Origin of the sequence: Pseudomonas sp. GM_Psu_1 (assembly GCF_026544185.1) — a bacterium.
Taxonomy (GTDB): domain Bacteria; phylum Pseudomonadota; class Gammaproteobacteria; order Pseudomonadales; family Pseudomonadaceae; genus Chryseomonas; species Chryseomonas oryzihabitans.
This window is the reverse complement of sequence record NZ_JALNUX010000012.1, coordinates 48,219-73,810: the sequence shown is the minus strand read 5'-3', so window position 1 is coordinate 73,810 and position 25,592 is coordinate 48,219. Positions and strand designations below refer to the sequence as shown.

The window sequence follows — 25,592 nt, the reverse complement described above, 5'->3', positions numbered from 1 at the left end:
TCAGCCCCCTGCCAACACGGCGAGCAGCATGGACGAGTCGCCCACCGCACCAAAGACCCCACCCTGCATCTTGACCATGTTGAGTGCGGCCAGGTGGTTGCCGTGGTCCGTGGCGCCGCAGCAGTCTTCGAGCAGGATGCATTCGAAGCCGCGGTCGTTGCCCTCGCGCATGGTGGTATGGACACAGACATCCGTGGTGATCCCGGTGAGGATCAGGTTGGCGATGCCGCGGGTGCGCAGGATGAGCTCAAGATCCGTCGCATAGAACGACCCCTTGCCGGGCTTGTCGATGACGATCTCGCCGGGTAGCGGCGCCAGCTCCGGAATGATCTCCCACCCCGGCTCACCCCGGATCAGGATGCGACCGCAGGGCCCGTCGTCGCCAATGCCGGCGCCGATGTTCCGCGAGCGCCAGCGCTTGTTGGCTGGTAAGTCGGACAGGTCGGGGCGATGGCCCTCCCGGGTATGGATGATGGGAAATCCCTGGGCCCGCATGACCTCAAGCACCGTCCTTATGGGCTTGATGGGCGCGCGGGTCAGCGACAGGTCGTAGCCCATGGCATCGACATAGCCGCCGACGCCACAGAAGTCGGTCTGCATGTCGATGATGACCAGGGCGGTGTTGGCCGGATCGAGGCGACCGTCATAGGGCCAAGGGTAAGGCGCTGAGGCGAGCTGACGTGGACTCATGGGTCACTCCTGAGCTGAGGGCTTGAACAGGCGCTCCGGTGCGGGCATTCCGCAAGAGGTGCCATCGGTGTGGACCACCTGGTCCTCCCACGGCAGCCGATAGCGGCCCGCCGCCAGGTCATGCATGTAGGTGTAGGGGCAGTCCTGGGCGCCGCCCTTGACGGCGGAATAACCACGATGGCCGAACTGGTAGATGTTGTTCTCCACGCCCCAGTGCACCCGCGCTTCACGCACCAGATCCGGACGCATTTCGCAGCAGACGATCTCGTCAGCACGCCCTCCGCCCTGGTTCATCACGCTACCGTCGAAATCGACGAACATGGCTTCGCCCATCGAATCGAAGGTGCCATCGGAGCCGCACATGCAGACGCTGGCGGTCTGCATCAAATTGCAGAAGGCGTTGGCCTGATTGGTGATTTGCCAGGCCTGGCGGATCGGGGCGGTGTAACCCGCCGTGCGGATCATGATCTCGGCGCCCTTGTAGGCACACTCGCGCGCCATTTCCGGGAACATGCCGTCGTGGCAGATGATCAGTGCCAGTTTGCTGCCGCGCGGACCGTCACAGACCGGAATGCCCTGGTCGCCCGGCTCCCAGGGCTCGACCGGCACCCAGGGATGCATCTTGCGGTAGTACAGGCGGATCTCGCCGGTGTCGTCGACGATGAGGCCACTGTTGAAAGGATTGCCATGGGGATTGGCCTCCATGATGGAGAAGCAACCCCAGATGCCGTTATCGACGCAGGCCTGGCGCAGCGCCGCCACTTCCGGCCCGTCCAGGGAGCAGAGGATCTCCGGCGAGGTATCCATGGACAGCCCGTGCAGCGAGTACTCCGGGAAGACGATCAGGTCCAGGCTGGGCATGCCCCGCCGGGCCTTGCCGACCATCTCCACCACCCGTTGGGTCTGCGCCCACAGAGCCTCCCGGGTATGGGGATCCGGCAGCGACAGCTGCGCCAGACCGATAACGACGCCATTGGGCGACTTGTTCAAACCACCAAGACCACTGGACATGAGCTTATACCTCTAGCGGGTAAGACTGAGCTCGCCGGGAGCACCAGTCAGGGTTCGATTCGGCCGGCAGGTGACGAACATCACCAGCAGCGTCAGGGCATAGGGCGCGGCGGCGAACAGGTAGTAACCCGTGCTGATACCCACCGCCTGCAGGGCGGGGCCGATGGCACCGGCCGCGCCGAACAGCAGGGAGGCCCACAGGCAGTTCAGCGGCTGCCAGCGCGCGAAGATCACCAGGGCCACGGCCATCAACCCCTGGCCACTGGAAAGCCCCTCGTTCCAACTGCCGGGGTAGTACAGCGACAGGTAGGCGCCGCCGACGCCGGCGAGAAAGCCGCCGACCGACGTCGCCCAGATGCGTACCCTAATCGGGTGATAGCCCAGGGCCTGGGCCGATTCGGCATGATCACCGACCAGGCGCAGCATCAGGCCCCAGCGGGTGCTGCGCAGCCCCCAGTGCAGCAGGATGGCCAGGGCCACACCCAGGAAGAACAGCACATTGATGTTCAGTGCCGAGCGCACCCGCTCATCCGCGGACCAGTGCCCCAGCGAAAACGACGGCAGCATGGGTGCCTGCGGCTGGATGAAGGCCTTGCCGAGAAAGAAGGCCAGGCCCGTTCCCAGCAGGATCAGGGCGATACCGAAGGCGATGTCGTTGACCTTGGGTAGCGAGCAGACGATGCCATGCAGCAACCCCAACAGCAGGCCGGTACAGCCTGCCGCGAGCACGCCCAGCCAGGGTGAGCCGGACAGGTAGGACGCGGCATAGCCGGTCATGGCCCCCGCGACCAGGATGCCTTCCAGGCCCAGGTTGATGCGTCCGCCTTTCTCGGTGAGGCACTCGCCCAGACTGACGAACAGAAAGGGCGTACCCACCCGCACCGCGCCGGCCAGCAGCGCCAGGAAGAAGGTCAGCCAATCGAGGTTAGCCATGTTCGGGAACGCCTCCGACCGGGGTTGCCGCCTTCGCCAACAGCCGCAGACGCCAGGCCGTGATACGCGGGCTCAGGGCTTCCCAGGCCAGCAGATTGGTGAACAGGATGCCCTCGAGAATCAGCGTCGTCGCATCGGGCAGATCCAGGCGTCGTTGTAACAGGCTGCCGCTGGCCTCGACCCCACCCAGCAGCGTCGCGCAGAGGATGATGGCCAGGGGGTTATGCCGGGCGGCGAAGGCCACCAGAATACCGCTGGTGCCATAGCCGGCGATCAGTGCCGCGTTCGCACTGCCCTGCACCGCTGCGACCTCGAACATCCCGGCGAGCCCCGCCGCTGCCCCGCCGAGCAGACAGGTCATCAGTACCAAGCGATTGACGGAAAGTCCCAGCATCCGCGCGGTTCGCACGTTGCCGCCGACGATGCCCAGGGCGAAGCCACTGACACTATGGCGCAACAGGACATAGGCCAGCAGGCAGGCGATGACGCCCGCCACCAATCCCCAGTGCACGGCAAAGGCGTCGCTCACGGTACCGATGAGATAGGTATCCTCGAGCGGTACGGTCGAGGGCTTGTTCAGACTCGCCGGATCGCGCAGCGGGCCTTCGACCAGTTGGCGGAACAGCGCGATGCCGATGTAGGAGAGCAGCAGGCTGCCGATCGTCTCGTTGAGGCCGCGACTCTGCCGCATCCAGCCCGACAGCCCGATCCACAGGCCGCCGACCAGCATGGCCGCCAGGCCCATCAGTACCAGCATCAAAGGCCCGGGAAACGCGGGTAGCCACAGGGGCAGCACCGCGGCGGCCAGACCGCCCAGTACCAGGGCCCCTTCCCCACCGATGATGATCAGCCCGGCCCGAGCTGGCAGTGCGACGCACAGTGCGGTCAGCATCAGGGGCGCGGCGCGCTGAAGGGTATTTTCCCAGGCGAAGGCAGAGCTGAAGGCGCCTTCGAAGACCAATGCGCCCGCCGCCAGCGCTGGCTTGTTCTGCACGGCGAGGAAGAGCAGAAACAGCGCGCCCGAGGACAGCACGGCGAGCAGCGTGGGCAGTCCGGGCAGCGCCCTGGCCGCCAGCCGTTGCAGCTTGTGTTCGAGGCTATTCATGCCACCCTCAGATCTGGCCCTGGACGCCTTCGACCAGGTAGTTCATCCGCTCCAGCACCACGTCGGTCTGCGGCTGGCTGGTACCTTCCGCGATGACGACAGTGCCCTTGTTGTCCTTGATCGGGCCTTTGAAGATGACGAAGCTGCCCGCGAGCATCTGGGCCTTGATGGCGTCGGCCTGCTGCTTGGCCGCGTCGCTCACCTTCGGGCCGTAGGCCGAGGTCTTCACGAAGCCGTCCTTGAGCCCGCCACGCATGAAGTTGATCATCGGCTTGCCGGCCTGGGCGGCCTCGACATGGGCGCGATAAGGGGTTTCCCAATTCCACTCGGCACCGGTGAGATAGCCCTTGGGCGCCAGGGCGGCCTGGCTGGCGTGGTAGCCGCAGGTCATGACGCCCCGCTTTTCGGCGGTTTCGACGATCACCTTGGGACCATCCACGTGACAGGTCAGGACGTCGCAGCCGCGGTCGATCAGGCTGTTGGCCGCCTCGGCTTCCTTGACCGGCAGCGACCAGTCACCGGTGAAGATCACCGTGACGGTGATGCTCGGATCGACCGAGCGCGCACCGAGGGTGAAGGCATTGAGGTTGCGCAGCACCTGGGGCACCGGCTTGGCCGCGATAAAGCCGAGCTTCTTCGACTGGCTCATATGGCCCGCCACCACGCCGTTGAGGTACTGACCCTCATCGATGTAGCCGAAGAAACTGCCCACATTCAGCGGATCCTTGCCCTCCTGCCAGAGGCCACCGCAGTGGGCAAAGCGGACATCCGGGTACTTCTTCGCCACCTTGAGCACATGGGGGTCAAAGTAGCCAAAGGAGGTGGGGAAGATCAGGGCGGCGCCATCCTGGCGGATCATCGCCTCCATGGACTTCTGTACCGCCACCGTCTCCGGGACATTCTCCTCTTCGATCACCTTGACGTTGGGCAGCGTCTTGATGATCGCGGCAGCCTGCGCATGGGCCTGGTTGTAGCCGAAATCGTCACGGGCGCCGACATAGATGAAGCCGACGATGAGGGGCTTGTCGGCAGCCCGGGCCAGGCTGAACGGCAGCGCGGCACTGGCGCCGATCAGCCCTGCCAGCTTGATGAAATTGCGACGGTCGATAGGATTCATGTCAAGGTCCTCGGTGGGTGTCGGGATCAGAGCGAAGCGCGATAGGCGCGCCAGCCCCCAAAGCGGGTGATGTCTTGCGCGCCATCGAGGCCGGCAGGCTCGCAGATGAAGCCCTTGACCCAGCGTCCATCAGCCAACTCAACCGAGCCGATGCCGAGCGGCGCGGGAATCGCGGCGACGAAGGCGCCGAAGAGGCGCAGCGGCATAGCCCACACCTCGAGGTCGATCGCCGCACCCTCCTCCGCTACCCTGACCAGGCCAGGCTTGGCCGGCTGGGTATTGGCCAGGGCATAGAGGCGGTAGTGGTGACTGGTGGTGGTGCTCGCCAGGCGGCGGGCACCGCTTTCGAGCAGTTGCCAGTTCAGAGGCTGGCCCCAGAGATGTGCACCGACGACGGCCACTTCCACCTGGGGTTCACTCGCGTCCAGGGGCGCGAGGGCGATAGCGTCGCCTTGGTCTTCGCCCTCGAACAGCGACTGCCAGCGGGCGGCCGTCTCGGCCAGGTAATGGTCCGAACCAGCCCGGCCGATCAGGGTGATACCTGCCGGCAGACCATCGGCCCGGGGTACCCCTGGCAAAGCGAAGGCCGCCATGTTCATCAAATTGACGAAATTGGTGTAGTGACCCAGGCGCGCATTGCTCTGGACGGGATCCGCCATGACCTCAGCGATGGTGGGCATGCACGGCGCCGTGGGCACCACCAGCAGGTCGAAGCCCGCCAGCAGTCGCTCGGCGTCCCGGGTCAGGGCTTGCAGCCGGTAGTGCGCCTCAAAAGTATCGACCGCGCTGAAACGATCCGCGCCAGCCAGGATGCCCTTGACCACGGGATGGATGGCAGCCGGTCGTTCAGCATAGAACTGCCCTACGGCCGCCCGTCTTTCGGCCACCCAGGGTCCCTGATAAAGCAGTGCGGCTGCTTCGGCCAGGACGGCATAGGGTATTTCGTCGATCGTGACGCTGGGATCCTGGCGCAACCGCGCCAGGCTCTGCGCGTAGGCTTGCGCGGCCTGGCCGTCGCCGAAGAATTCCGGCTGCGCCGGTACCGCCACCCTACACTGCCGGCGCTGCACGGGCCGGGTCAGGGGTTGGCGCGCATAGGCGTCCTCGGCATCGTAGTGGGCCGCCACCTGCATGACCTGCCAGGCACTGGCGGCATCCGCGGCGAAGATGGACAGGGTATCGACGCTCCGGCAGGCCGGCACGACGCCGCGGCTGCTCAGCAGTCCCAGGCTCGGCTTGAGCCCGACGATCCCATTCAATCCGGCGGGCACCCGCCCGGAGCCGGCCGTATCCGTCCCCAAGGCGAAGGCGACATAGCCCAGGGCGACGGCGACGGCCGAGCCGGAGCTGGAGCCGCCGGACACGTAGCGCTCATCGACCGCGTTGCGCACGGCGCCATAGGGCGAGCGGACGCCCACCAGGCCGGTGGCGAACTGATCGAGGTTGGTCTTGCCCACCAGGATGGCGCCGGCATCCAGCAGACGCTGGACGACGTAGGCGTTTTCCCGGGCCACGTAGGCGAACTCTGGACAGGCCACCGTGGTGGGGAGTCCTGCCACATCGATGTTGTCCTTGACCGCGAAGGGAATGCCATAGAGCGGAAACCGCTCCTGCAGCGCGCCGCCGAGCTCGTTGGCCTGCTGCTCCAACTCCCGGGCCCGCGCCTGCAAGGCCTCTTGCGGTAGACGGTGAATCCATACCTCTGGTCGATCACTGAGCTCTAGCGTCTCTAGCAAGATCTGTACGGTCTGGCTGGGCGTCAGATCACCTGCGGCATAGCGCTGGGTCAGGGTACTGATGGGGTACAGATTCATGAGCATTCATTCTTGTATACAAGTGTGAATTCAAGATTTGCATGCTCTGTGCCAACCTGCCCCTAAGCAGCCCAGGACTGCCGTCACCGTCTATCTCAAGCCCCGCACGCTCGAATGACCAACCAGCGTCCCGGTCGGTGATCAATCTGCGCACCAGTAGCGTGCAGCGAGAACCCTGGCGCACCACCACGGGGAAACCTTCCTGTCCCACCACCGCCTCACACGGCCGCCCTCCCGGTTAGGGCGTGCCGCTCGTCATCCTGGCAGCGCGCCCGGTGAAACCGGGGATCAGCGCGACCCTGACCCTTGCCCATCCTCACCGTGAGGCCGCCGAAGTCCGACCAAGGCCGCGAGGGACTCTGCCCCCTCCCGCATCAGGCAGCTCCCCTGCTGGCTGAATCCGCCTGCCGCAAGTTGACGGCCCTAGGGGGCGCGCCCGACCTCGTCTTACAACTGGAAGCGACCGACCTGTCCCGAGAGCGAAATCGCCAGGTCCGACAGCTGCCGGCTCGCCGCACGGGTCTGGCTGGCGCCGGTGGCGGTCTGCACCGACAGGTCCCGGATTTGCACCAGGTTGCGGTCGACTTCCCGCGCCACCTGCGCCTGCTCCTCGGCGGCGCTGGCGATCACCAGATTCCGCTCGTCGATGCCGGATACCGATTGGGCGATGGCGACCAGTGCGGCATTGGCCGACTCCGCCCGGTCACGGGTCTGCCGTGCCTGGTCGGCACTGGTCAGCAAGGCGTCCACGGTCTGGCCGGTGCCCTGCTGGATGCTGCCGATCATGCCTTCGATTTCCCGCGTGCTTTCCCCGGTGCGATGCGCGAGCGCCCGAACCTCATCGGCCACGACCGCAAAGCCACGCCCCGCATCGCCAGCGCGTGCCGCCTCGATCGCGGCGTTGAGAGCCAAGAGGTTGGTCTGGTCCGCGACCGAGCGAATGACATCCAGCACCTGGCTGATGTTGCGGGTCTGGTCTGCCAGTTCCCGTGCCCGTTCGCTCGCGCCTATGACGTTATCGGTGAGCCTCTGGATCGCGCTGAGCGTATCGCCCAGCTGCTGCTGGCCTTGGCGCGCCGTCTCGGCCACCTGGCGTGACTCGGCAGAGGTCGAAGTGGCGTTACCCGCCACCTCTTCTACCGCCTGGCTCATTTCGGTAACGGCGGTGGCGGCCATCTCGATTTCGCTGTTCTGCTGCTGGAGCATCTGGGCGCTTTGTTGAGTAACCGCCGACATTTCTTCCGCCGCCGACGCCAGCTGCGTCGCGGAATGCCCGAGGTGCCCCAGGGTGTCACGCAGGTTCGCCTGCATCTGACGCATGGCTTGCAGCAATTGGGCCGCCTCGTCGCGCCCCTGTGTGTCCAGGACCTGCGTCAGGTCGCCACTCGCGATGGTCTTGGCCGCCGCGACCGCTGCCGCGATAGGCCGAGTCATGCTGACCGTCAGCCGCCAGGCCAACAGCAGCGTAAGGCTCAAGGCCAGGGCAATGGCGATCCAGGTGACCGACTTCGCCTGGCCATAGGTGGCGCTGGAAGCATCCGCCGCGGTCTGGATGTCTTCCTGGTTGATCTTCCGCAAGGCCTCGGTGCGCTCGTTCATCTGATTGCCCTGCTGCGTCATGGCGGCTTGCACGAGGGAGCGCCCCTCATCCATCTTTCCCGCCAGTACCAAGTCGGCCACCCGGTAGGCGTTGGCCAGATAATCCCGGTAGGTATCCCGCAGTACCTCGAAGGATTGGCGTTCACGATCGGACATGCCCTGTCGCTCATAGCGACCGAAGCCCGTCGAGACCTCGCCGCTGATGGCTTCGATCTTCTTCCGCGTCGCCGCGACCGAAGCGGCCTCAGGTACGGCCAGCAGGCGCAAGACTTCGATTCGCGTACGGGCCACCTGGACCGCCAGATTGTCCGCCTCGAGGATACCGGGAACACTCCTGGTCTCTATCACCAGACTCTGCCGCCGGATCTGGGTCATTTCCAGAACGCTGAAGATGCCCAGGCCCGCGACCAGGATAGCCATAAGGCCGAAACAGAAGAGACTGCGGTGAGCGATGCTGAATAAGCGAAAAGACATAGCGAAGAACCCATGATGAGAGAGGCAAGCGAAGCGGCTGAAACCGCGATTACTTGAGCAGAACCTGTCTGGCGTGCCGCTTTCGATTGCCGGAGGCGGCCACTGACTATCGACGACAGCACGCACGAGAGGGCCGCACCGCTCCGTCAGTTCAGGCTTTAACGAACGGTCGGCAGCGGCGCTCGACGAGACGCGACGCCTGGCCCCGCACAGCTTGAGCCACGCTGATGACCAGGGCGTGTCCACCGGTTCCAGCAGGTCGCCGTGTAACTCTGCCGCGCCGCGGCCGGAGTCAAAGCGCCCTGGAGCGTGACGTTATGCCGCAGGCTGCCGAGCCGCTAAGGTTCAGGCGATCCGCCAGTCGAGCACCTTCCATCCTGCGGCCTGGGCTTGAGCCAGCAGTACCTCGTCGGGGTTGACCGCCACTGGGTGCTCGACCTTGCTCAACAGGGGCAGGTCGTTACGGGAGTCTGAGTAGAAACTGGCGCCCGCCAGGGACTCGTGCTGCTCCTGAAGCCACTGCTCGAGACGGATCACCTTACCCTCACGGTAGGTGAGCACGCCCGAGGTGCGCCCCGTATACCGACCTGCGACCACCTCCAGGTCTATCGCCAGCACCTCCTCGATACCGAGGCGGGCCGCGATGGGTTGGACCAGGAAGGCCGCCGAGGCCGAAATTACCAGCAGACGGTCGCCCGCCTGGCGGTGGGCCTCCACTGTGCTGCGGGCACCGGGATAGAAGCGCGGTGCGATGACAGTATCGAGGTAACCGTGCACCACCTCGGCCACCTCCGCGGGCGTCCGGCCAACCAGCGGTTCAAGACTGAACGACATGTAGTCTTCCATGGCCAGTTGCCCCTGGCCGTACAGGGCCATGAGCGCCTGGTCGCGGCGCGGGAAGTCCTCGGCGTCTACCCAGCCGATGCGTGCCATCCAGGCACTCCAGAGGCTGGCGCAATCGCCGTGGATGAGGGTTTCGTCGAGGTCGAACAAAGCAAGAGCCATGGGAATTTTCCAGCGTGTTGAAGAGACGCGGCCGCCAACGGCGCGCTGGCGGCCGGGAGGGACAGCTCAGCCCATTGCCGGCGCTACCGCACCTTTGGCGGCCGGACGCGGGGCCACGCCGAGCTCGAACAGATCGGCGACCCGCCGGCTTTCCGCCTCGCTGGGCTTGATGGCCAGGGCGCAACCCACGAACACCAGGGCATTGAAGATCACGCCGACGATGCCGCTGGTAAGCGAACCCAGCGCCGCGATGTCGTCCGGGTAGAGCACCGTCAGGACGATGGCGATGAGAATGCCGGTGAGCATCCCCAGGATGGCGCCCTGCTTGTTGCCCCAGCGGGTGAAGATGCCGAAGAACAGCGGCACGGCCAGCTGGATGATCCCCTGGTAGGAAATCTGGGCCAGCAGCTGCAGGCGCGAGTAGTTGAACGTCAGGTAGGCCACCACGGCGGCGGCGGCGATGAAGACGATCATTCCGCCCTTGGCCAGCGCGGTGAGCTGGCGGTCGGTCCGGGGCGTGGTCCAGGTCGCGAGATCATTGGCGAACTGCACACCGCAGACCTGCACGCAGCCGTCGACGTGACCGATGCTCGCGGCCAGGACGATGGCGATGGCCAGCGCCAACAGCCACGGCCCGCCGATATCGAACAGGGACAGGAACCAGCCCTGCTGCGGATGGGCCGCCACGTTCGGGTCCTGGCTGACCGCGGCGGCGAACAGCATGAGGATGCCGTAGAAGCCGCCCACCAGCAGGATGGTATAGACCGTGCCCTTCTTTACCGAGCGGACGCCGCTGGCGGTGTAGATGCGCTGGAAGCTCATGGGCCAGCACATGGAGCCGATCACCCCGGTGAAGATCAGGCTGAACATGTACCAGGCGCCATAGCCGGTGCCGGTGTCTCCGGGAATCAGCAGCATCTTGGCCGGTAGTTCGGCCAGGTTGGCGAAGGAGGCGTTTTCACTGCCCCCCAGCAGGAAGACGCAGAGCGCCGCGGCCAGGACGTAGGCGATCAGGCCCTGGTACATGTCGGTCATGATCAGGCCACGCATGCCCATGCTCACCGTCCAGTATTGGCGGATCAGCACCACCAGCACGCCCGCGGTCAGGCAGGCGGTGATGCCCCAGCTGCCGAAGCTGGCGAACTGGAACAGCATGGCCAGTGCCTGGATGCCCATGACCACCCAGGGGAATACCGAGATGATGCCGATGATGGAGGCCAGTCGCTTAACCGCCGGGCTGTCGAATCTCATGCCCAGCAGGTCGGGCTGGGTGGTGAGGTTGAATCTCTGGCCCCAGGTCCAGGCGCGATTGGCCATGAGGTACATGGCGGTCACGCCGAGGGTCGAATAGACCATGCCGTAGAAGCCGAGGGCCCCGCCCACCGACAACGAGAAGAACGCCGTGAAGGTCGCGCCCGGCCACCAGGAGTTGGTGTAGCACATGGCGATGTACCAGGGCCCGTAGGAACGACCGCCGACCGCGTAGTCGGCGAAGTCATGGCTCTGCTTGTTGGTGAGATAGAGCACGGCGATCATCCCGGCCAGGAACAGGCCGATGACGCCGAAGCTGATGAGCATGTCGAAGGAGCTACCGGCAGGGATCATGGCTGGGTCTCCTTGGGGATGTCGCCATTGGCGGATTCGACGAGATAGAGCGCCGCTACGCCGACGCCGAGCAGTACGGCGATGAGGATCCAGTAGAAGATCGGCAAGGGAATGCCCAGTACCACTTGAGTGCTGCCGCTCACGCTGAGATAGAACGGCGGGAAGACCGCCATCAGCAGCAGTGCGCAGAAGTACAGACCGAAACCGCAGGTTTTGAGCGAGAAAGGACGGGAGGACGTCATGATGACACCCCCTTACGGACGCCGCAGAGCAGCGCTGCGGAAGGTACACGAGGGGAAATGAGACTGTTCACGAGGGCTGGCTCCTGTGGCAGGCCGACGGTTGATCGAAAGAGGCTTCGCGAGGCAGTCGAGGGGCGCGCCTGCGCGATGAAGAGGTCATCTGCAGGGAAACGCCGGTGTTTCCTATCGTTGTCGGCCACCTTCTGCGAAGTGGCTCGGGGATCCGTCAGACCTGCCTGAGCCAGGTCTCCCAGCGAGAATCGTGGATGACGCTGCGGGCGCGGCTGTGCTTGAGCGCGCCGTATTTATAGAAGTCGAAGTCGATCTGCGAGACGGCGTGCTGCACCATGGCCCAGGTGGACCACTTGAGGTCGGCCAGCGCCTTGTTGACGTACACCCGCGCCAGCGTCTGAGGGGTCACGGCGCCGAAATAGTCTTCGAGCAAGGCCAATTCCATGTCCGGGGCGAAGAACATCTCGCCGAACCAGAGCGCCAGTTCATAGTGACGATCATTGTTGGAGGCATATTCGAAGTCCACCAGCCGCACCTCGGCCGCGGCGTTGAGCATGAAATTACCGGCCAGGGTGTCGTTCATGCAGGGCGCCAGATCGACCCCGGACGCCTCCAGTGCCTGCCGGGCACGGCGATACTGGCGGTCGAGCCAGGCATGGTCATCGGGCCATTGCCCGCCCAGCTCATGCACCTGGCGCTGGTGCTCGTCGATCATGTCGAAGGCCGTCTTGGTCTGGATCAGCAACGGCTGGTCGTTGAAGGCCTTGAGTGCACGCAGCGCCCGGTGGCGGACGTCGCGATCGAGGAAGTCACGATTGGACGAGGCGCGCCAGCCATCCATGAACTCGAAGACCTCCACGCCGTGTGCCTCGAGAAAGGCCACCACCGGGGCGCCATAACCGGTGGCCGCGGCCTTGAGGCTGGCATCGTGGGCGGTACGCCGGTCGATGAAGAGCTCCGTGCCCTGCCCCGGTACCTTGAGGAAGAACGCCGTCGGCGCCCCCTCGATCTGCACCCGCCAGTTGGTGTTGGAAATGCCGCCACTGACCGGGGCATAGTAGGCCGTGCAGCCGGCCCAGGGCTCATGAGCGAGAATCGCCTTCTCGAGCTGCCGCTCCGCCTGAGTACTCGCTTCGCCTAGTCGCTTCATCTCGCTCATCCTCGTACCTGACGGAGCCAGCTTTCGAAGCGCGACTCCTGAATCGTCATGCGGCAGCGCAACAGGGTCCACTGGCCGACCTTGGAGAACTCCAGCGGCCGCGCCGAGGCGACGCCGGCCCACAGGCCCCACAGCGTCCAGTACCAGTCATCGAGCAGACCGTAGAGGCGGCAGCGGGCGTAGTCCCCGTCGCTCGCCGTCGCACTCCAACGAGCGATACCGGCGCGCCATTGCGGCTCGAAGGGATAGAGCTCATTGAGGGTGACGGCGACGTCGTACCAGGGATCGAAGCAACCGCCCCGATCGAAATCCAGCAGCCGGAATTTGCCTGCAGCATTGACCATTACATTGCCGGCGAGGCCATCGCCGTGCAGCGGGCGCGCCTCGCCGGGATGCTGGCGCAGGGCGTGCCACGCCTGGTCGACACAGTCATCGATCCAGGCATGGTCGGCGGGCAAGGCCACTCCCTGCTGGCGGCAGAGCGTGCGGAGCTTTTCGAGATCGGCCCAGGGCGATCGCTCGAAGGCCGGTGCCGGCCCCTCCTGCACCGCTCGCTTGAGCCGCCAGAGAACCTCCAGGCTGAGCTCCGGCTGCAGTCGGTCGAGGCGTGCCCAATGCCAGTCCTCTGGCGCCAGGCGCTCGAGCAGCATGACACCCTCGTCGGCATCCGCGAGCCGCACCGCCGGCGTGACCCCGGCCGCGGCCGCGCAGCGGGTCGCCTCGACGCTCTGGGCGAAATCGATGAGTGGCCGCATGTCGTCGTACAGCACCTTGGCATAGAAGGCGCCCTGGTCACTGTGCACGTGGAAACCCGCCCACTCACAGGCCAAACGGATTGGCGAGGCCACGCCCGGGATGCCCGGTGTGATCTGCAGGGCGGTCAGGCCTGCTGCGGCCAACGCATGTTGCAAACGATCGAATTCAAGGGTGGACGTCATGGCGCAGGACCTCAGAGGTACAGCTCAGGTTGGCAACAGGTGCGATACAGCAAGGCCGTGAGAATGCGTAATCCCTGGTGCAGATCGGAGGTAGCCGAGAATTCCGCTTCGTTGTGCGACAGTCCGCCCTGGCTGGGTACGAACAACAGCGCCGCGGGATAGCGACGCCCCAGGCTGATGGCGTCGTGCCCGGCGACGGTGGCGCTATCGCCGGCGGGCACCCCCAGCGCCGCGCAGGTCAGTCGCGCCAGGTCAGCCAGTCCTTCGTGCAGGTGGCTGGGTTGGCGCAGTTGCTCGCTTTCGAGCGTGAAGGTGGTGCCGGTACGGGCGGCGATCGAATCGAGGCTGGCACGGAAGCGCTCTTCGGCCTCCACCAGCAGCGCCATGGACGGCGAACGAAACTCCACCCACAGCCGCGTCAATGCCGGCACCACGTTGGGGGAGTTGGGCTCGAGTTCCAGGCGGCCTACCGAGGTGTGCATGTCCAGGCCATGCCGCTCGGCTTCGGCCCTGACAGCCACGATCGCCTCGGCCGCCGCCAGGAGGGCATCGCGACGCACCGCCATGGGCGCCGGACCGGTGTGGTTCTGCTCGCCGTCGAAACGAACCCGCCATTTCAAGGCGGCCCAGGTGCGCCGTACCACACCAATGGCAAGACCCTGGCTTTCCAACTGAACGCCCTGCTCGACATGCATTTCCAGGTAGGCGGCGACGGGCAGGTCCAGCATCGCCTCACCGCGATAGCCGATCTGCGCGAGGGCTTCCCCCAGCGTCACCCCGGCGCCGTCGCGGCTGGCCCAGGCCTCGTCGACCGAGAGACTCCCGATGAAGGCGCTGCTGCCGATGAGACTGGGCTGAAAGCGCGCGCCCTCCTCGTTCGTCCAGTTCACCACGGCGAGATTGAAGACCGGCGCTTCACCGCGCGCCTCGAGCTGGCGAGCCACGCTGGCGATGGCGACCGCACCGGCGAGCACGCCATAGACACCATCGAAACGACCGGCCTTGGGTTGGGTATCCAGATGGGAGCCGCAGAGCACATAGGGCGCTGCAGGGTCGAAGGTCATCAGGCCAAACTGGTTACCGACGGCGTCGACCTGCACCGTGAAACCATGGGCGCGGAGCCAGGTGCTGAAAACATCGCGCATGGCGCCATCCTCTGCGGATGCGGCCAGGCGCTGCAGGCCGCCGTTGGCGGTGGCACCGATGGCCGAACTCTGCGCGAACAACGCATCGAAGGCATCGAGGTCCGCCGCGTCGGCAACGGGAAAGTCACGGGTAAACGAGCTCGACATCGGCTGACTCCAGACAGCGCACGAACTCGGCGGATGGCGGCCGGTTGCTGACCAGCGTATCCACCGCCGAGAGCGGCAGGGTGTTGATGAAGGTGCGGTGACCGAACTTGGCGTCGTCCGCCAGGATGACGCTGCGGCGACAGTTCACCGTCAGCGTGCGACGCAGATGCGCCTCGGGTTCCTCGTAGTCCATGAGCCCCAGCTCGGCATCCACCGCGCCGATCCCCATGAAGGCGATGTCGTAGTGAAAGCCCGCGGCGAACGCCAGGGTATGCGGGCCGATCAGGGCGTTATCGTTGCGGCGGATATCCCCAGGGGTCATCAGCACCTGATTGGCGCTGTGCTGTGTGAGCAGCAGGCCAATATCCAGGGAGTTGGTCACCACCCGCAGGGCTTTGAACCGGGTGAGCTGCTGCGCGAGCGCCAGGGTCGTCGTACCGGTGTCCAGGAACAGCGCCATGCCGTCCTGGACCAGTTCCGCCGCACAGGCCGCCAGACGGGTCTTGGCGCGCGTCTGGATGCGGCTACGCACCTGCAGGGGTTGCTCTTCGTTGGGCTTGGGCAGCACCGCACCGCCATGGATCCGACGCAGCTTGCCGGCCTCCTCAAGGTGCTTGAGATCACGCCGGATCGTCTCTTCCGATACCTGCATGGCTTGCGCCAGGTCTGCGGCCTTGACGCGCTGCTGCAGGTTGATGAGACGCAAGATTTCGTCAAGGCGAGGCTGGTTCAGCATGGCAGGAGTCGTCCGCAACAGAGAGAAGCGCTCAGTGTAACGGGCTGCTCCGGCTGATTTCGCGCGGCGTGCGTGCAGCCTCGCCGCGACCTTGGGCGGCGAGAACAGGCGAGGCGATAGCGGGACGGGTGAAGCCATGGAACGTTCCTTTCACGGATGGAGCGGTGAAAGGCAGGTTGGAAAGGTGGTGCAACGGGCCAGCCTCTTTAGCGGGCGAGCGCCGTGTGTATCAGGTCAACGCAGCAGGGGTGGTACTCTATGAGCCCAAGGCAGCAGGGCCTCGACGGCGGCGCAGAACTGCAGGACCGCGGCATCCGCATGCCGGGGCCCCACCACCTGCAGGCCAATGGGCAACTCGTCGGCACTCCAGGCACAGGGCAGGCTCGCCGCAGGATTTCCCGACAGGTTGAAGGGATAGGTAAAGGGGGTCCAGCGCGCCCAAGGGGTGCCGCTGCCAGCTGCCTCGAAGCCCTCCTCCGGCCCGGTCAGGTGGGCGGGAAAAGGCAAAATCGGCAAGGTCGGCAGCAGCAATAGATCGTAGGACTCGAACAACGCGTGGACTTGGTTGGCAAACATCGCTCGCTGCTGGGAAGCCGCAAGATAGTCGGCGAGATCGTACTGACGCGCCTTCTCGATCAAGGTGGCGAAGCCGGGATCGAGCTCGCCCAGTCGGCCGCCCAGGGTCTTGCCATAGGCGATGCCGCGCCCTGCTACCCAGAGCGTCTCGAAGGTCGCCAGCGGATCGCGCCAGTCCAGGGTCAGACGCTCGACCTCGAGCGGTAGTTGGCGTGCCAGGGTGTCCACTGCCGCGTCCACGCCAGCGGCCACCTCTGGATGGACGGGGGTCTCGAACAGCGTCGGACAATAGGCTACGCGCAGCGGGGATAATGGCTGATCACAGCGCGCCAGGTAGGACTCCGTCGGCGCCGGAAGCGCCTGGTGATCGAGCGCATCCGGCCCGGACAACACATCGAACAGCAAGGCGCTGTCCCGCACGGTACGGGTGATGGGCCCCGCGTGGCTGAGCGTTTCCGTCGCCGACCACGGCCAGGTAGGAATGCGGCCGAGAGAGCCTTTCAGGGCGAAGGTGCCGCAAAAGGAGCTGGGGATCCGGACCGAACCACCCCCATCCGAGCCCAGGGCCGCCGGCACCATGAACGCCGCCGTGGCGATGGCGGAGCCGGAACTCGAACCACCGCTGGTCAAACTTGTATTCCACGGCGTGCAGCCGTCGCCAAATACCCGCGAGGTGCTGGCGCCGGTCCAGCCGAATTCGGTGGTCGCCGTCTTGCCCAGCACTATCCCACCCGCCGCCTTGAGGCGCTGGATGATAGGAGCATCCTGGGTCGGTACATAGTCGAGCGCCGTGAGCGACCCCCGGGTCGTCCGCAGGCCAGCGGTGTGGAACAGGTCCTTGATGCCGAAAGGCACGCCATGCAGCGGGCCGCGGAAGCGTCCTTCACGCGCCTCGGCATCTAGCAGCTGTGCCTGGTTCAACGCATGATCAACGTAGACGTCTCCAAAAGCCCTAAGCGTTGGATTGGTGGCTTTTATGGACTTCATGCAGGCCTGCACAAGCGTGACCGACGTCAGTTGACCTTCGCGAATGCGCTGGGCGGAGCTGATTACATCGGGTAAAAATCCCTCTAAATCCAGCTTTTGCATAGAATTCCAGACCATTTCGCAGCTCAGGTGTCTAAGCGGCATTGAACAGCGAAGCGAGGTCACGGTCAAGCATAGAAAATTAGGCTTTGTGGAATATGTGGTTTTTTTGGATAGCCTCACAGGAAGGTGAGTAGGTACTGATGGAAGGATGAGAAGTAGTGCTGCTCAGCGTGAAACAGCGGCGACCAAGGCAGTACCCCAGCCTATAGCCGACGTGGCTAACCCTAGCCGTCAGCGTCCTTTGCAAGCCGAGCCCCCATGGCTTGCCGAACGACCAGTACGACGCCATTTTGTGGGAGGTCTAGCGCCATTTGGAATGAAAGGGGTGTTAAGGAGACCCGCAAGCCGCAAAGGCACTCCACAACCTGGGTGGCAGGATCGCGCGATGATGAGCTTTCTACGCAGGTCGCCTAATGCTGAGCTGTCGGTGAAACACCTTTGGCAAGACCTGCGGATCGTGAGCGACAGGGTTCCACGCTAACCGATGCAGAATTCGGCTAAGCGCCACCGGACTCATCTACATCAATGGGGAAGGTGAAGTTCGGATCGTCCTCGCTCAAATCTTCGAAGGCGGACGCCAGCAGCAAGCTGGGATCCTCCGGCAGATCAATTTCAGTCAAGGGCACAAGCTCCTCGTCACCCAGGTTGAGCGGTAACTGTTGAGCGAGATCCTTGAACATAAATTTGATCGCAACGACTCTTCTCGCCTCACGCTTCAGTTCGTAGGTGACATCCAATCTACTCTTGGTACGCAGCTCTTCCACAGCAGGATCAATCACGCGCTGGCGGAGATTGTTAAAGCGCTGGTAGGCGTCAGAAAGCCCTAAAGCGGTCCTGAGTGTCTCGATCTCGATGTATGCCCATCCGGTTTTCTTGAACTGCATGAGCATCTCAAAGAGCCGAAACGAGTGAGTAGAGTCGAGACGTGCGACCCGGCGGAGGTCGTAGCTGGTGAGCTTGGTGTGAAGTCGGGATAGGTACGGCATAACGTGGATCGTGAAGGACAGCTCCACCCTCCCCTCGCCAGCGATGTAACGCGCAGCATCGACCCAGCGCTTACGTTCCACTGCAGATCCATCGAAGGTCTTCACCTCGCGCTCAAACAGAACGTCGGCCGTCTCCTTCATCTGCTCGTAGGCATGACGAAGCTGCACACCGTATATCTCTGAATAGAGCAGTGCAGACACAGAAATCTTCTTCGGCATCCCTTTCCGAGGGTCGATTTGGCTTATCGCAGCCAAAATGAGCCTCTGCTCGTTGAGGGTAAGCCGATACGACGCTGTGATGAGCGTATTTGACTTCGTTACCCGAATCGGCCGAGGGTCAGCTTGATCAGGAACGGAGGTGGATACCTTTGACATGGAGGGACCTGGTAGGAAGCCTTAAACCCTACTAGTGCCTTCCCCTGTAGTCGATACCGGGTCAAGCGAAAAAAGAGTCAAAAGCCCGCACGGCGCGCTTTCCGCGCGACAATCAACTGCCTTGGCGATCAGGCAGAGTCGAGTTGTAGTCGTCTCGAGGAGACGCATTGGCAGGTAGTAAAACATCGTCCGAGCGGACACGCGAGTACCGTAATTTGTAGTCGGATCGATCAGAGGGAGCGTAGCGTGCTACCGAGAGGCCTGCTGAGAGGCGTTTGTACCGTGATTTGTAGTCGCAACGCCCACCTTAGAAATCCCTTTAGTGCGGCATAGCTGGTCTGACCGCTGCACTACCGTAATCCGTAGTCGCATTGCATGGCCGACACGTGTTCTAGGCTCGCAGTGATCGGTCTGAGCGGCTGGGTACCGTAATCTGTAGTCGTATCGGGTGGGCGGTGACCGTGCTCGAACCACGGAATAGGTGTCTAGCTGCGCCTATACCGCAATCTGTAGTCATTAGGAGAGGTCAGCCCTTAAACAGCCGCAATCTGTAGTCGATCGGCCGAGCAAAACGATTTTTTGCTCCCTAAGCGTCTGTTTAGTGCCGTAATTTGTAGTCGTAAGGAGGAGGGTCACTCGATCATGCGGTATGAGATACCGGAATCTGTAGTCGTTTCAGCAGGTTAGAGGACGGCCAAGCCGTAATCTGTAGTCGTTGACCGAGAAGTATTGCTGCGATGACTACCGGAATTTGTAGTCGCTAGACATGATGGACGCATTTTCTCGCCACTGGTACGAGGCGCTTGATGACGATGGCAGGTGCAACCTGCAAGCCCGCCTCGGATAGGCACGATCTCACATTTTATCGTTTAAAATCAGTAACTTAGTAAGGTTTTCCTGCGGTCTTCACATTGAACGCCTCGAGGGGGAGCGAACTTAACCCCGCGTTTTATCGCCTTCGTGCTAGCGCTGTGCATCTGGACAGCCGCAATTTGTAGCAGGTGGGACTGCTCACCGGTGGATAACAGCCGGCATCCGTAGTCGTGACTGCCGGAATCTGTAGTCGACCGACCCGGAATTCGTAGTCGCGTCAGCCGTAATGCCTAGTCGCATTACCGGATTCTGTAGTCGATACCCCCCTTGGAACCCTTTGCTGGCGCGGCTTCCAGCGTCTTAAAAACAAGAGAAAAACAAGAAATAAAGATCTAAAAAGCTCTTAAAGGGAAGGCAGCTGTGGATAAGCACGCCTCGGCATAGACGTTGATCTGTAATCGACTACAGATCACGGCTGAGGGACCGTAGCCTGCGTAGTGAAGGTCCTGTACGTCTGCGCACCTACCCTTTCCACCGGATGGCAGCCCAACGAAATATTCGTCGACAGCAGGTCCAGGGGATCCAACCGGCTTCGCAAACCATCGAGACCTTGTTAAGACCCTCGTCAAATACCTAACGCTGTGATCCTGATGGGAATACACCGAAAACGGGCCGTACTAGCGCCATGCGCCCGATTCTAGAGTCGACGTCGCCCCACACACAAAACAGCAAGCTTCCTAGATGGCACGTGATCACCTTCTGCTCAGAAGGGCACCGATCGCCAAATTCATTGATGTCCAAGGCATACAGCCTAAGCACCGGATATTGACCCTAACGCACTAAGGTTCCTCACTGATCGAGGTCTCGGCAGCTTTGCACCTACCAAAAAACGCTGGTACGACCAGGTTGGCTAACTTAGGTGCGCAACCATGGAGGTTTAGCAAGTTTCGAGCAGCTCTGGGCGATCAGTACCTGATGAGTGCTTCAAGCAGCTAACCAGCCACGATGCACAGTCGCCCCGCCCTCGCCTGCCACGAATACCAGCTCCCCATTAGGGTTTAAGGGGTTTGATGATCTGGTGCCGCAGGAGCGCGCGGAACGCTGGCAACGAATCCCAATACAGCTATCAGCAGCAGTCCTGGGAGGCTTTGAGGATGGGATCCTAGGTGCGGCGCGCTGGCAAGCGAGCTAATGACAACAACACCAGCTTAAAGCTAGCCAGCACTAGACACACCGGTCGGTGAATTACGTTGTAAGCAGCTATCAGCCTAACGCGGCCAACAAGCTTGAGACGTTCACCGCTGTGACTGAAGGTGTAGGCGCTGAGGATATGCATCAAGTTGCGCTGACCTACTTCATGATATCTGGCAGAAGCGTTGAGATATCGCATGCCAGACATCGCTTTCAGGCAACGTGCGGTCTATCGCCCGTATTTCTCGCACCAAAGATCGAAAGCTTCGATGAAGATGTCCTGGCCTGTCAGCCCTAGGTCGATACGCGCCAACTGGAGTTTCCTGTATCGGTCAGCGTCGCACTTCACGCTGAGCGTCCTGTTTTGTCCAGCTTTCGCTGCTGGCGCAGGCTCCTCGGTCGTATGCTGTGTAGCGACCGGGTTGCTTTGAGTAACACTAGGTACTGACGGTGCTGCAGATGTGACAGGCTCCGCCGCTTTGGAGGTGTTGAGCATTGAGCCGAGATCTCGAGGAGTGCGAGCCATTGGGTCCTACCTTCTATGCAAATTCTTAGACATGCATGCGAGTGCTTAAGTGCTTGAGCAAGCACTTAAGCACGTGCTTGCTGGGATTCTAACTCTTCCAAAACGTAGTCGCACAGCTTTCTGATGTCCCGCGCTGCCGAGCAGCTTGGTCGAAGCTCCTGCGGTACCCTACCGTCAATACCGGCTTCGACCATGATGGTACGGCGCGGCATCGGTGGGCAAAGCTTGCCGTGCTGAGACAGAGCCACCATCACGTCTTTAGTAATGTTCGTGTTGAGCGTCACTTCGTTCAGAAGGAACACAAAGGGCTTGTTCTCATCCTTCACCAACGTCAGCGTCTGCCTTACTGCACGCAAATCGTGTGGGCCTGCTTTAACCGGAATGATCACGAGGTCAGCGAATTTTACAGTCGCAGTGATAACGTCGTTAGACTCGGGGGGTGTGTCGATGAGGACGTAGTTGTACCCCTCCCCTTCCAGCACGTTGAGTGCCGCCCCTAAGCTCTCGTATGGGACGTTTGACATTTGCGGCTCTTCAATTTCACGCTCTTGCCACCATTCGGTAAGGCTGCCTTGCGGATCCGTATCTATCAGCATTACCCGATTTCCACGGCGAGCCAGCTCCACTCCCAGGACTTCCGTCGTAGTGGTCTTACCAACACCGCCTTTCCTCGACGCAATCACCACTGTTTTCACTAGAGATCTCCTTAAGTACGCGCTCGCCCGCTTATGTGCGTGTTTGCTCATTTGCTTACGTACGTGCTTACGCGAGCGTTCATGCAAGCAATTCGTGCGAGTATACGTTTGCATGCTCGCACGCTCAAGCGTACGCGTGCGTAGGTAAGCACTCATGTGCTTGAATGCGTAAATGCTTGCATGTGTCCTATGATTTCCAGGTGGTTGCTTGGGCCGCTTAGAAATAATCAAGTCTGAGGCCCGAGTATCGACACCCTCTACGTGCGTAACCAAGCATTTGCTTATATAAGCATTCGCGTCACAAACGGTAGTTTTGCGTTGAAGTCGGAGATAGTTAACCGGTGTAAGCAGATAGATGTAAGCCATAACGGGTATCGCTAGGCCGCCCGTTAGTAACGGTTCATGCACCGAAATCAATGCGGCGACTCTTTCGTCGTTCCCGTAGAGACCGGTGGCCAACAAGCTTGCCGGAATGGCGACCCCCACACATGCTTGGGTGCTTGGGTGCTTGGGTGCTTATGCGAGCACGGATATCTACGGTGCGCTCTTAGCGGCGACCTGATCACTCATTAAACAAATTGGAATAGCCGCTCACTTAAGGGCTTAAGCGCTTAGGTGCTTAGGTGCTTGCTTAAGTGTGTGCGCATTTGCGCATTCCGCACCTGTTAGCACATGGGAGCCCTGTATTTGCTGGGAAGCCAGGCTCCCGGCAAGAACTGATCTGCATAGGCGAGGGGCGTCGCTCAGCTCCTACCGTTTTGAAAGTGAGCCCATGCTTCCGCGAGTAAGCGCATAAATACGTAAGTGCGTAAGCACTTACGTGCGTACCAGATTGCGCAGGGGGTAATGCTGAGGGCGTTTGGAAGCTCCCGCGTTCCTATTTTGAACGTGAGCTAAAAAGGGTTGCCGGCAGCTGTGAGTCATCTCGCTGCTCAGACTGCTACGAGAAAACGCCCAAGCCGCGCAGCGCAGCATGCTTCGTATGGGCGAGCTTGCCGGCCTTCAGCAGGGTTTTCTGCCGAGACACCCACGAACCCAGCCGCAGCCCGTCGGCAGTTACATGCTTCACCGGTACCGAGGCGCCGGCATTGGCAGCCAGGTAGTCTTGGAGCGCTGCATAGTGCTGTTGCCAAGCAGCTTCAGCAGGATCGAACGAAAACCCAGCGGCCAACAGACGGCCGTGGTCCGGATCGTCCGGTTTTTCCTTCAGCCGCGTACGCTGATTCGAACACCATCTGCCGAGCTTGTAACCATCGCCAGTCACGTAGGCGATCGGCACATCGCAGTGGCCATGCGCGGCTTTAAACTGCTCCAGGTGCTGCAGGCCCTGATCGAAGGCCGCACCGAACATCTCCCACACAAAACCCAGCTGGTTCAGGAGCTCAATGCGCTGCTGGTCCATTTGGCCGTCGCGGTAGCGCGCGCGCTGATTCCCCACCCAGGTACCGAGCGCTGTCCCATCAGGCAGCACGAAGTCTAGCGGCACATTCACATGGCCTTGCCGTGCGCCAAATTCCTTCAGCGCGGTATAGGCGGCTTCCCAGCGGGCATCTAGCACGCCAGCGTGGAAGTCGAAGCCTAGGGCGGCCAGCCGATCACGCCTGGACAGGTCGATCTGACGGCTGCGTTGGTTCCGGCACCAGTCGGCCAGATCCGTACCGTCTACCAGCACCTGGCGCTGAGCAACGCGCAGGTGGCCATGCTCCTCCTTGAACGCCACCAGCGCCTGATACCGTTTCTCCCAGGCGTCGTCGGAGGGGCTCACGATGAAGCCCAGGGCCTCAAGCAGCTGCTTCTTCCGCGGCGCCAGCCGGCCGAGGCGATAGGCCTTGCGCTGCTCGCTGCACCAGTGGCCCAGGGCGAGCCCGTCTGCGGTGACGACGTCGACGGCGGGGGAGGGCGATCCAGTGTCAGCCAGATAGCTGCGCAAGGCTTCGTACCCTCGCTCCCAGGCATGCTCTCGCGGATCGAACTCGAAACCGATGGCCTCCAGCTGCTCGGCACGGTTAGGCGCAAGCCGGCCTAGCCGGTGGAGCGCGCGCTGGCGTGAGCACCAGGCGCCCAGGGTGTGCCCACCCGGTGTGCGATAGCTGCGCGCGACCCGGGCGTGGCCGCGGTCAGTCACGAACGCGCGCAGGAGCCCGTAAAAGTGCGGCCAGCTGCCGGCGATCCGCCCAACGAGCTCAGTGGAAAGCACAGCCTTGAGGCTGGCGGCCCAGGCGCCGGCGTCGGGACGGCCAGCAGGCGCGATGACGTGCAGCTTGTCGAACCAGCCGGGGGAGGCAGGCTGTCCGGTTTCGCCCTGGTCCACTGCGGCGCGCTGCACCTCGTTGAGCATGGCGTCGTCCTGCTCGGCGAGCGCCGCCAGGGTCCGCCAGACCGTGGACATGTCGCTGCGCGCCACGGCCTGGATGAGGGACTCGCCGGAGCTCTGCTTCAGGCGCAAGGGTATCAGGACAAAGCCGTAGCGCTTGCCCGGCGCCTTGCGCACGGCACGGCCAAGCGCCTGGACGATGTCCACGTGGCTTTCCCGCCGGTGCATGAAGGCGACTAGATCGGTATCCGGCACGTCCACCCCTTCAGCCAGGCAGCGTGCGCAAGACAGCGCTGCGCGCGGAGCCCGGCCGTACTGGTGCAGCAACCGCGTGCGCTGCCACGAGGGGAAAGAGCCATCGATGTGGCGAGCCCAGAACTCGCCCTCGCCGACGGCTTCCCGCAGCGCGGCGGCAAAGCGCTTCGACTGCGAGATCCGCGAGTAGAAGGCGAAGGCCTTTCGGGCGCCGACGTCGGTCATCGCCCGCAGCAGCTCCTGGGCATGCACCGCGTAGCGGCGCTCCTCGTCGTCCAGCGCTTCGGCGAGCTGCTCGTCGTCCGCTTCCTCCACGGAGATGATGACGCGGAAATCGCAGATGATCCCCGCGGCGACAGCGGCGGAGTAGCTGAGCTCGTAGGCGACGGGACCGAAGACGGCCTAGTCCGTCATGGAGTAGGTGGGCCCGGTCCCGGCCGGACCTTCCTCCTCGGCGATGGCCAACGGCGTCGCGGTGAGGAAAAGGCGTTTGTCGATGCGCAGGGTAGGGTGATCGTTCAGCGCGAAGCTGTTCCGCCGGCCGGCGGCGCCGGCTGTCTTGTGCGCCTCGTCGAGGATCCCCAGCTCAAAGGCAAAGCCGGGCGGCAGGCCCAGGGCGAGGGTAGGAGCACTGGCGTAGGTGCACAGCACGATCAGGTCTCGACTCAGGGTACCGACCTTTAGCGCGATCTCCTCAGGGGAGGTGGTGACCGCCACCGGTAGATCCTCGAGCACCTCGTGCTCATCGTCGAGCGTGGCCACACTCTCGTCGCTGCAGACGCACAGTACGCGCTCCAGATCCAACTCGGCGTTGCTGACCCAGGCCTGCAGCGTCTGGCTGACCAGCGCGAGCGAGGGTAGGAAGATGACGATGCTGCGGGCATCGAGCGCCGCGGCGACACCCTGCGCAAGCCGAGTCTTGCCGGTTCCGCACGCCATATGCACCTGTAGCCGGGCGCGCCGCTTGAATCCGTCCAGGATGCGGGCACGGGCTTCGAGCTGGTGGGGGGCGAGGAGGCTGGAAGAAAACTGCATCGGTA

19 protein-coding genes are annotated in these 25,592 nt (G+C 63.0%); all 19 read right to left on the bottom strand.

Features of this window, described 5'->3' with window-relative positions:
- The 19 genes from OXS31_RS18760 to OXS31_RS18670 all read right to left on the bottom strand — a co-directional run bounded on the left by OXS31_RS18760 (position 1) and on the right by OXS31_RS18670 (position 25,587).
- Positions 1 to 690, bottom strand: coding sequence for an isochorismatase family cysteine hydrolase (locus tag OXS31_RS18760; RefSeq protein WP_267401325.1), 690 nt, complete (start codon positions 688 to 690; stop codon positions 1 to 3).
- 3 nt (positions 691 to 693) lie between these two features.
- Positions 694 to 1,701, bottom strand: a complete 1,008-nt coding sequence (locus OXS31_RS18755) for a formamidase (protein ID WP_267401324.1) — start codon at positions 1,699 to 1,701, stop codon at positions 694 to 696.
- A gap of 12 nt (positions 1,702 to 1,713) precedes the next feature.
- Positions 1,714 to 2,634 carry an ABC transporter permease gene (locus OXS31_RS18750; protein ID WP_007162800.1) on the bottom strand — a complete coding sequence of 307 codons (921 nt, stop codon included), beginning with the start codon at positions 2,632 to 2,634 and terminating at the stop codon, positions 1,714 to 1,716.
- The gene (locus tag OXS31_RS18745; protein ID WP_267401320.1) at positions 2,627 to 3,739 is read right to left on the bottom strand and encodes an ABC transporter permease; all 1,113 of its coding nucleotides are present in this window, start codon (positions 3,737 to 3,739) and stop codon (positions 2,627 to 2,629) included. Before OXS31_RS18745 ends, OXS31_RS18750 begins: the two co-directional genes overlap by 8 nt.
- 7 nt (positions 3,740 to 3,746) lie before the next feature.
- Entirely contained in the window at positions 3,747 to 4,856 is a 1,110-nt protein-coding gene (locus tag OXS31_RS18740) for a BMP family ABC transporter substrate-binding protein (protein WP_267401318.1), read from the bottom strand.
- Between the two features lie 26 nt (positions 4,857 to 4,882).
- The gene (gene atzF / locus OXS31_RS18735) at positions 4,883 to 6,670 is read right to left on the bottom strand and encodes an allophanate hydrolase (RefSeq protein ID WP_267401317.1); all 1,788 of its coding nucleotides are present in this window, start codon (positions 6,668 to 6,670) and stop codon (positions 4,883 to 4,885) included.
- A gap of 447 nt (positions 6,671 to 7,117) precedes the next feature.
- Positions 7,118 to 8,743 carry a methyl-accepting chemotaxis protein gene (locus tag OXS31_RS18730; protein ID WP_267401316.1) on the bottom strand — a complete coding sequence of 542 codons (1,626 nt, stop codon included), beginning with the start codon at positions 8,741 to 8,743 and terminating at the stop codon, positions 7,118 to 7,120.
- A 345-nt stretch (positions 8,744 to 9,088) separates the two neighbouring features.
- Positions 9,089 to 9,748 (bottom strand): HAD family hydrolase, encoded by a 660-nt coding sequence (locus OXS31_RS18725; protein WP_115946955.1) that lies wholly within the window; start codon positions 9,746 to 9,748, stop codon positions 9,089 to 9,091.
- Between the two features lie 66 nt (positions 9,749 to 9,814).
- Positions 9,815 to 11,353: a sodium:solute symporter gene (locus tag OXS31_RS18720; RefSeq protein ID WP_017638721.1), complete on the bottom strand. Its 1,539-nt coding sequence runs from the start codon at positions 11,351 to 11,353 to the stop codon at positions 9,815 to 9,817.
- Positions 11,350 to 11,595, bottom strand: a complete 246-nt coding sequence (locus OXS31_RS18715; protein WP_017638722.1) for a hypothetical protein — start codon at positions 11,593 to 11,595, stop codon at positions 11,350 to 11,352. Before OXS31_RS18715 ends, OXS31_RS18720 begins: the two co-directional genes overlap by 4 nt.
- 226 nt (positions 11,596 to 11,821) lie before the next feature.
- The gene (locus OXS31_RS18710; protein WP_267401315.1) at positions 11,822 to 12,757 is read right to left on the bottom strand and encodes a choline kinase family protein; all 936 of its coding nucleotides are present in this window, start codon (positions 12,755 to 12,757) and stop codon (positions 11,822 to 11,824) included.
- A gap of 5 nt (positions 12,758 to 12,762) precedes the next feature.
- Positions 12,763 to 13,704, bottom strand: a complete 942-nt coding sequence (locus OXS31_RS18705) for an aminoglycoside phosphotransferase family protein (RefSeq protein ID WP_267401314.1) — start codon at positions 13,702 to 13,704, stop codon at positions 12,763 to 12,765.
- Between the two features lie 11 nt (positions 13,705 to 13,715).
- Entirely contained in the window at positions 13,716 to 14,996 is a 1,281-nt protein-coding gene (locus OXS31_RS18700) for a Zn-dependent hydrolase (RefSeq protein WP_074585151.1), read from the bottom strand.
- On the bottom strand, positions 14,974 to 15,732 hold the full coding sequence (locus OXS31_RS18695) for a DeoR/GlpR family DNA-binding transcription regulator (protein ID WP_074585150.1): 759 nt from the start codon (positions 15,730 to 15,732) through the stop codon (positions 14,974 to 14,976). The genes OXS31_RS18700 and OXS31_RS18695 overlap by 23 nt, the downstream gene beginning before the upstream one ends.
- Before the next feature lie 234 nt (positions 15,733 to 15,966).
- Complete coding sequence (locus tag OXS31_RS18690) at positions 15,967 to 17,397, bottom strand: amidase family protein (RefSeq protein WP_267401313.1); 1,431 nt, start codon at positions 17,395 to 17,397, stop codon at positions 15,967 to 15,969.
- Between the two features lie 497 nt (positions 17,398 to 17,894).
- Complete coding sequence (locus tag OXS31_RS18685) at positions 17,895 to 18,758, bottom strand: replication initiation protein (protein ID WP_108576311.1); 864 nt, start codon at positions 18,756 to 18,758, stop codon at positions 17,895 to 17,897.
- A 2,595-nt stretch (positions 18,759 to 21,353) separates the two neighbouring features.
- Complete coding sequence (locus OXS31_RS18680) at positions 21,354 to 21,983, bottom strand: ParA family protein (protein WP_267401312.1); 630 nt, start codon at positions 21,981 to 21,983, stop codon at positions 21,354 to 21,356.
- Between the two features lie 940 nt (positions 21,984 to 22,923).
- Positions 22,924 to 24,867 carry a DEAD/DEAH box helicase gene (locus OXS31_RS18675; protein WP_267401311.1) on the bottom strand — a complete coding sequence of 648 codons (1,944 nt, stop codon included), beginning with the start codon at positions 24,865 to 24,867 and terminating at the stop codon, positions 22,924 to 22,926.
- Between the two features lie 87 nt (positions 24,868 to 24,954).
- Positions 24,955 to 25,587 carry a DEAD/DEAH box helicase family protein gene (locus OXS31_RS18670; protein ID WP_267401310.1) on the bottom strand — a complete coding sequence of 211 codons (633 nt, stop codon included), beginning with the start codon at positions 25,585 to 25,587 and terminating at the stop codon, positions 24,955 to 24,957.
- Positions 25,588 to 25,592: the final 5 nt, after the last annotated feature.

Coding starts and splice junctions, on each gene's coding strand:
- OXS31_RS18760 (WP_267401325.1), bottom strand. CDS start 690: ATGAGTCCACGTCAGCTCGCCTCAGCGCCTTACCCTTGGCCCTATGAC.
- OXS31_RS18755 (WP_267401324.1), bottom strand. CDS start 1,701: ATGTCCAGTGGTCTTGGTGGTTTGAACAAGTCGCCCAATGGCGTCGTT.
- OXS31_RS18750 (WP_007162800.1), bottom strand. CDS start 2,634: ATGGCTAACCTCGATTGGCTGACCTTCTTCCTGGCGCTGCTGGCCGGC.
- OXS31_RS18745 (WP_267401320.1), bottom strand. CDS start 3,739: ATGAATAGCCTCGAACACAAGCTGCAACGGCTGGCGGCCAGGGCGCTG.
- OXS31_RS18740 (WP_267401318.1), bottom strand. CDS start 4,856: ATGAATCCTATCGACCGTCGCAATTTCATCAAGCTGGCAGGGCTGATC.
- atzF (WP_267401317.1), bottom strand. CDS start 6,670: ATGAATCTGTACCCCATCAGTACCCTGACCCAGCGCTATGCCGCAGGT.
- OXS31_RS18730 (WP_267401316.1), bottom strand. CDS start 8,743: ATGTCTTTTCGCTTATTCAGCATCGCTCACCGCAGTCTCTTCTGTTTC.
- OXS31_RS18725 (WP_115946955.1), bottom strand. CDS start 9,748: ATGGCTCTTGCTTTGTTCGACCTCGACGAAACCCTCATCCACGGCGAT.
- OXS31_RS18720 (WP_017638721.1), bottom strand. CDS start 11,353: ATGATCCCTGCCGGTAGCTCCTTCGACATGCTCATCAGCTTCGGCGTC.
- OXS31_RS18715 (WP_017638722.1), bottom strand. CDS start 11,595: ATGACGTCCTCCCGTCCTTTCTCGCTCAAAACCTGCGGTTTCGGTCTG.
- OXS31_RS18710 (WP_267401315.1), bottom strand. CDS start 12,757: ATGAAGCGACTAGGCGAAGCGAGTACTCAGGCGGAGCGGCAGCTCGAG.
- OXS31_RS18705 (WP_267401314.1), bottom strand. CDS start 13,704: ATGACGTCCACCCTTGAATTCGATCGTTTGCAACATGCGTTGGCCGCA.
- OXS31_RS18700 (WP_074585151.1), bottom strand. CDS start 14,996: ATGTCGAGCTCGTTTACCCGTGACTTTCCCGTTGCCGACGCGGCGGAC.
- OXS31_RS18695 (WP_074585150.1), bottom strand. CDS start 15,732: ATGCTGAACCAGCCTCGCCTTGACGAAATCTTGCGTCTCATCAACCTG.
- OXS31_RS18690 (WP_267401313.1), bottom strand. CDS start 17,397: ATGCAAAAGCTGGATTTAGAGGGATTTTTACCCGATGTAATCAGCTCC.
- OXS31_RS18685 (WP_108576311.1), bottom strand. CDS start 18,758: ATGTCAAAGGTATCCACCTCCGTTCCTGATCAAGCTGACCCTCGGCCG.
- OXS31_RS18670 (WP_267401310.1), bottom strand. CDS start 25,587: ATGCAGTTTTCTTCCAGCCTCCTCGCCCCCCACCAGCTCGAAGCCCGT.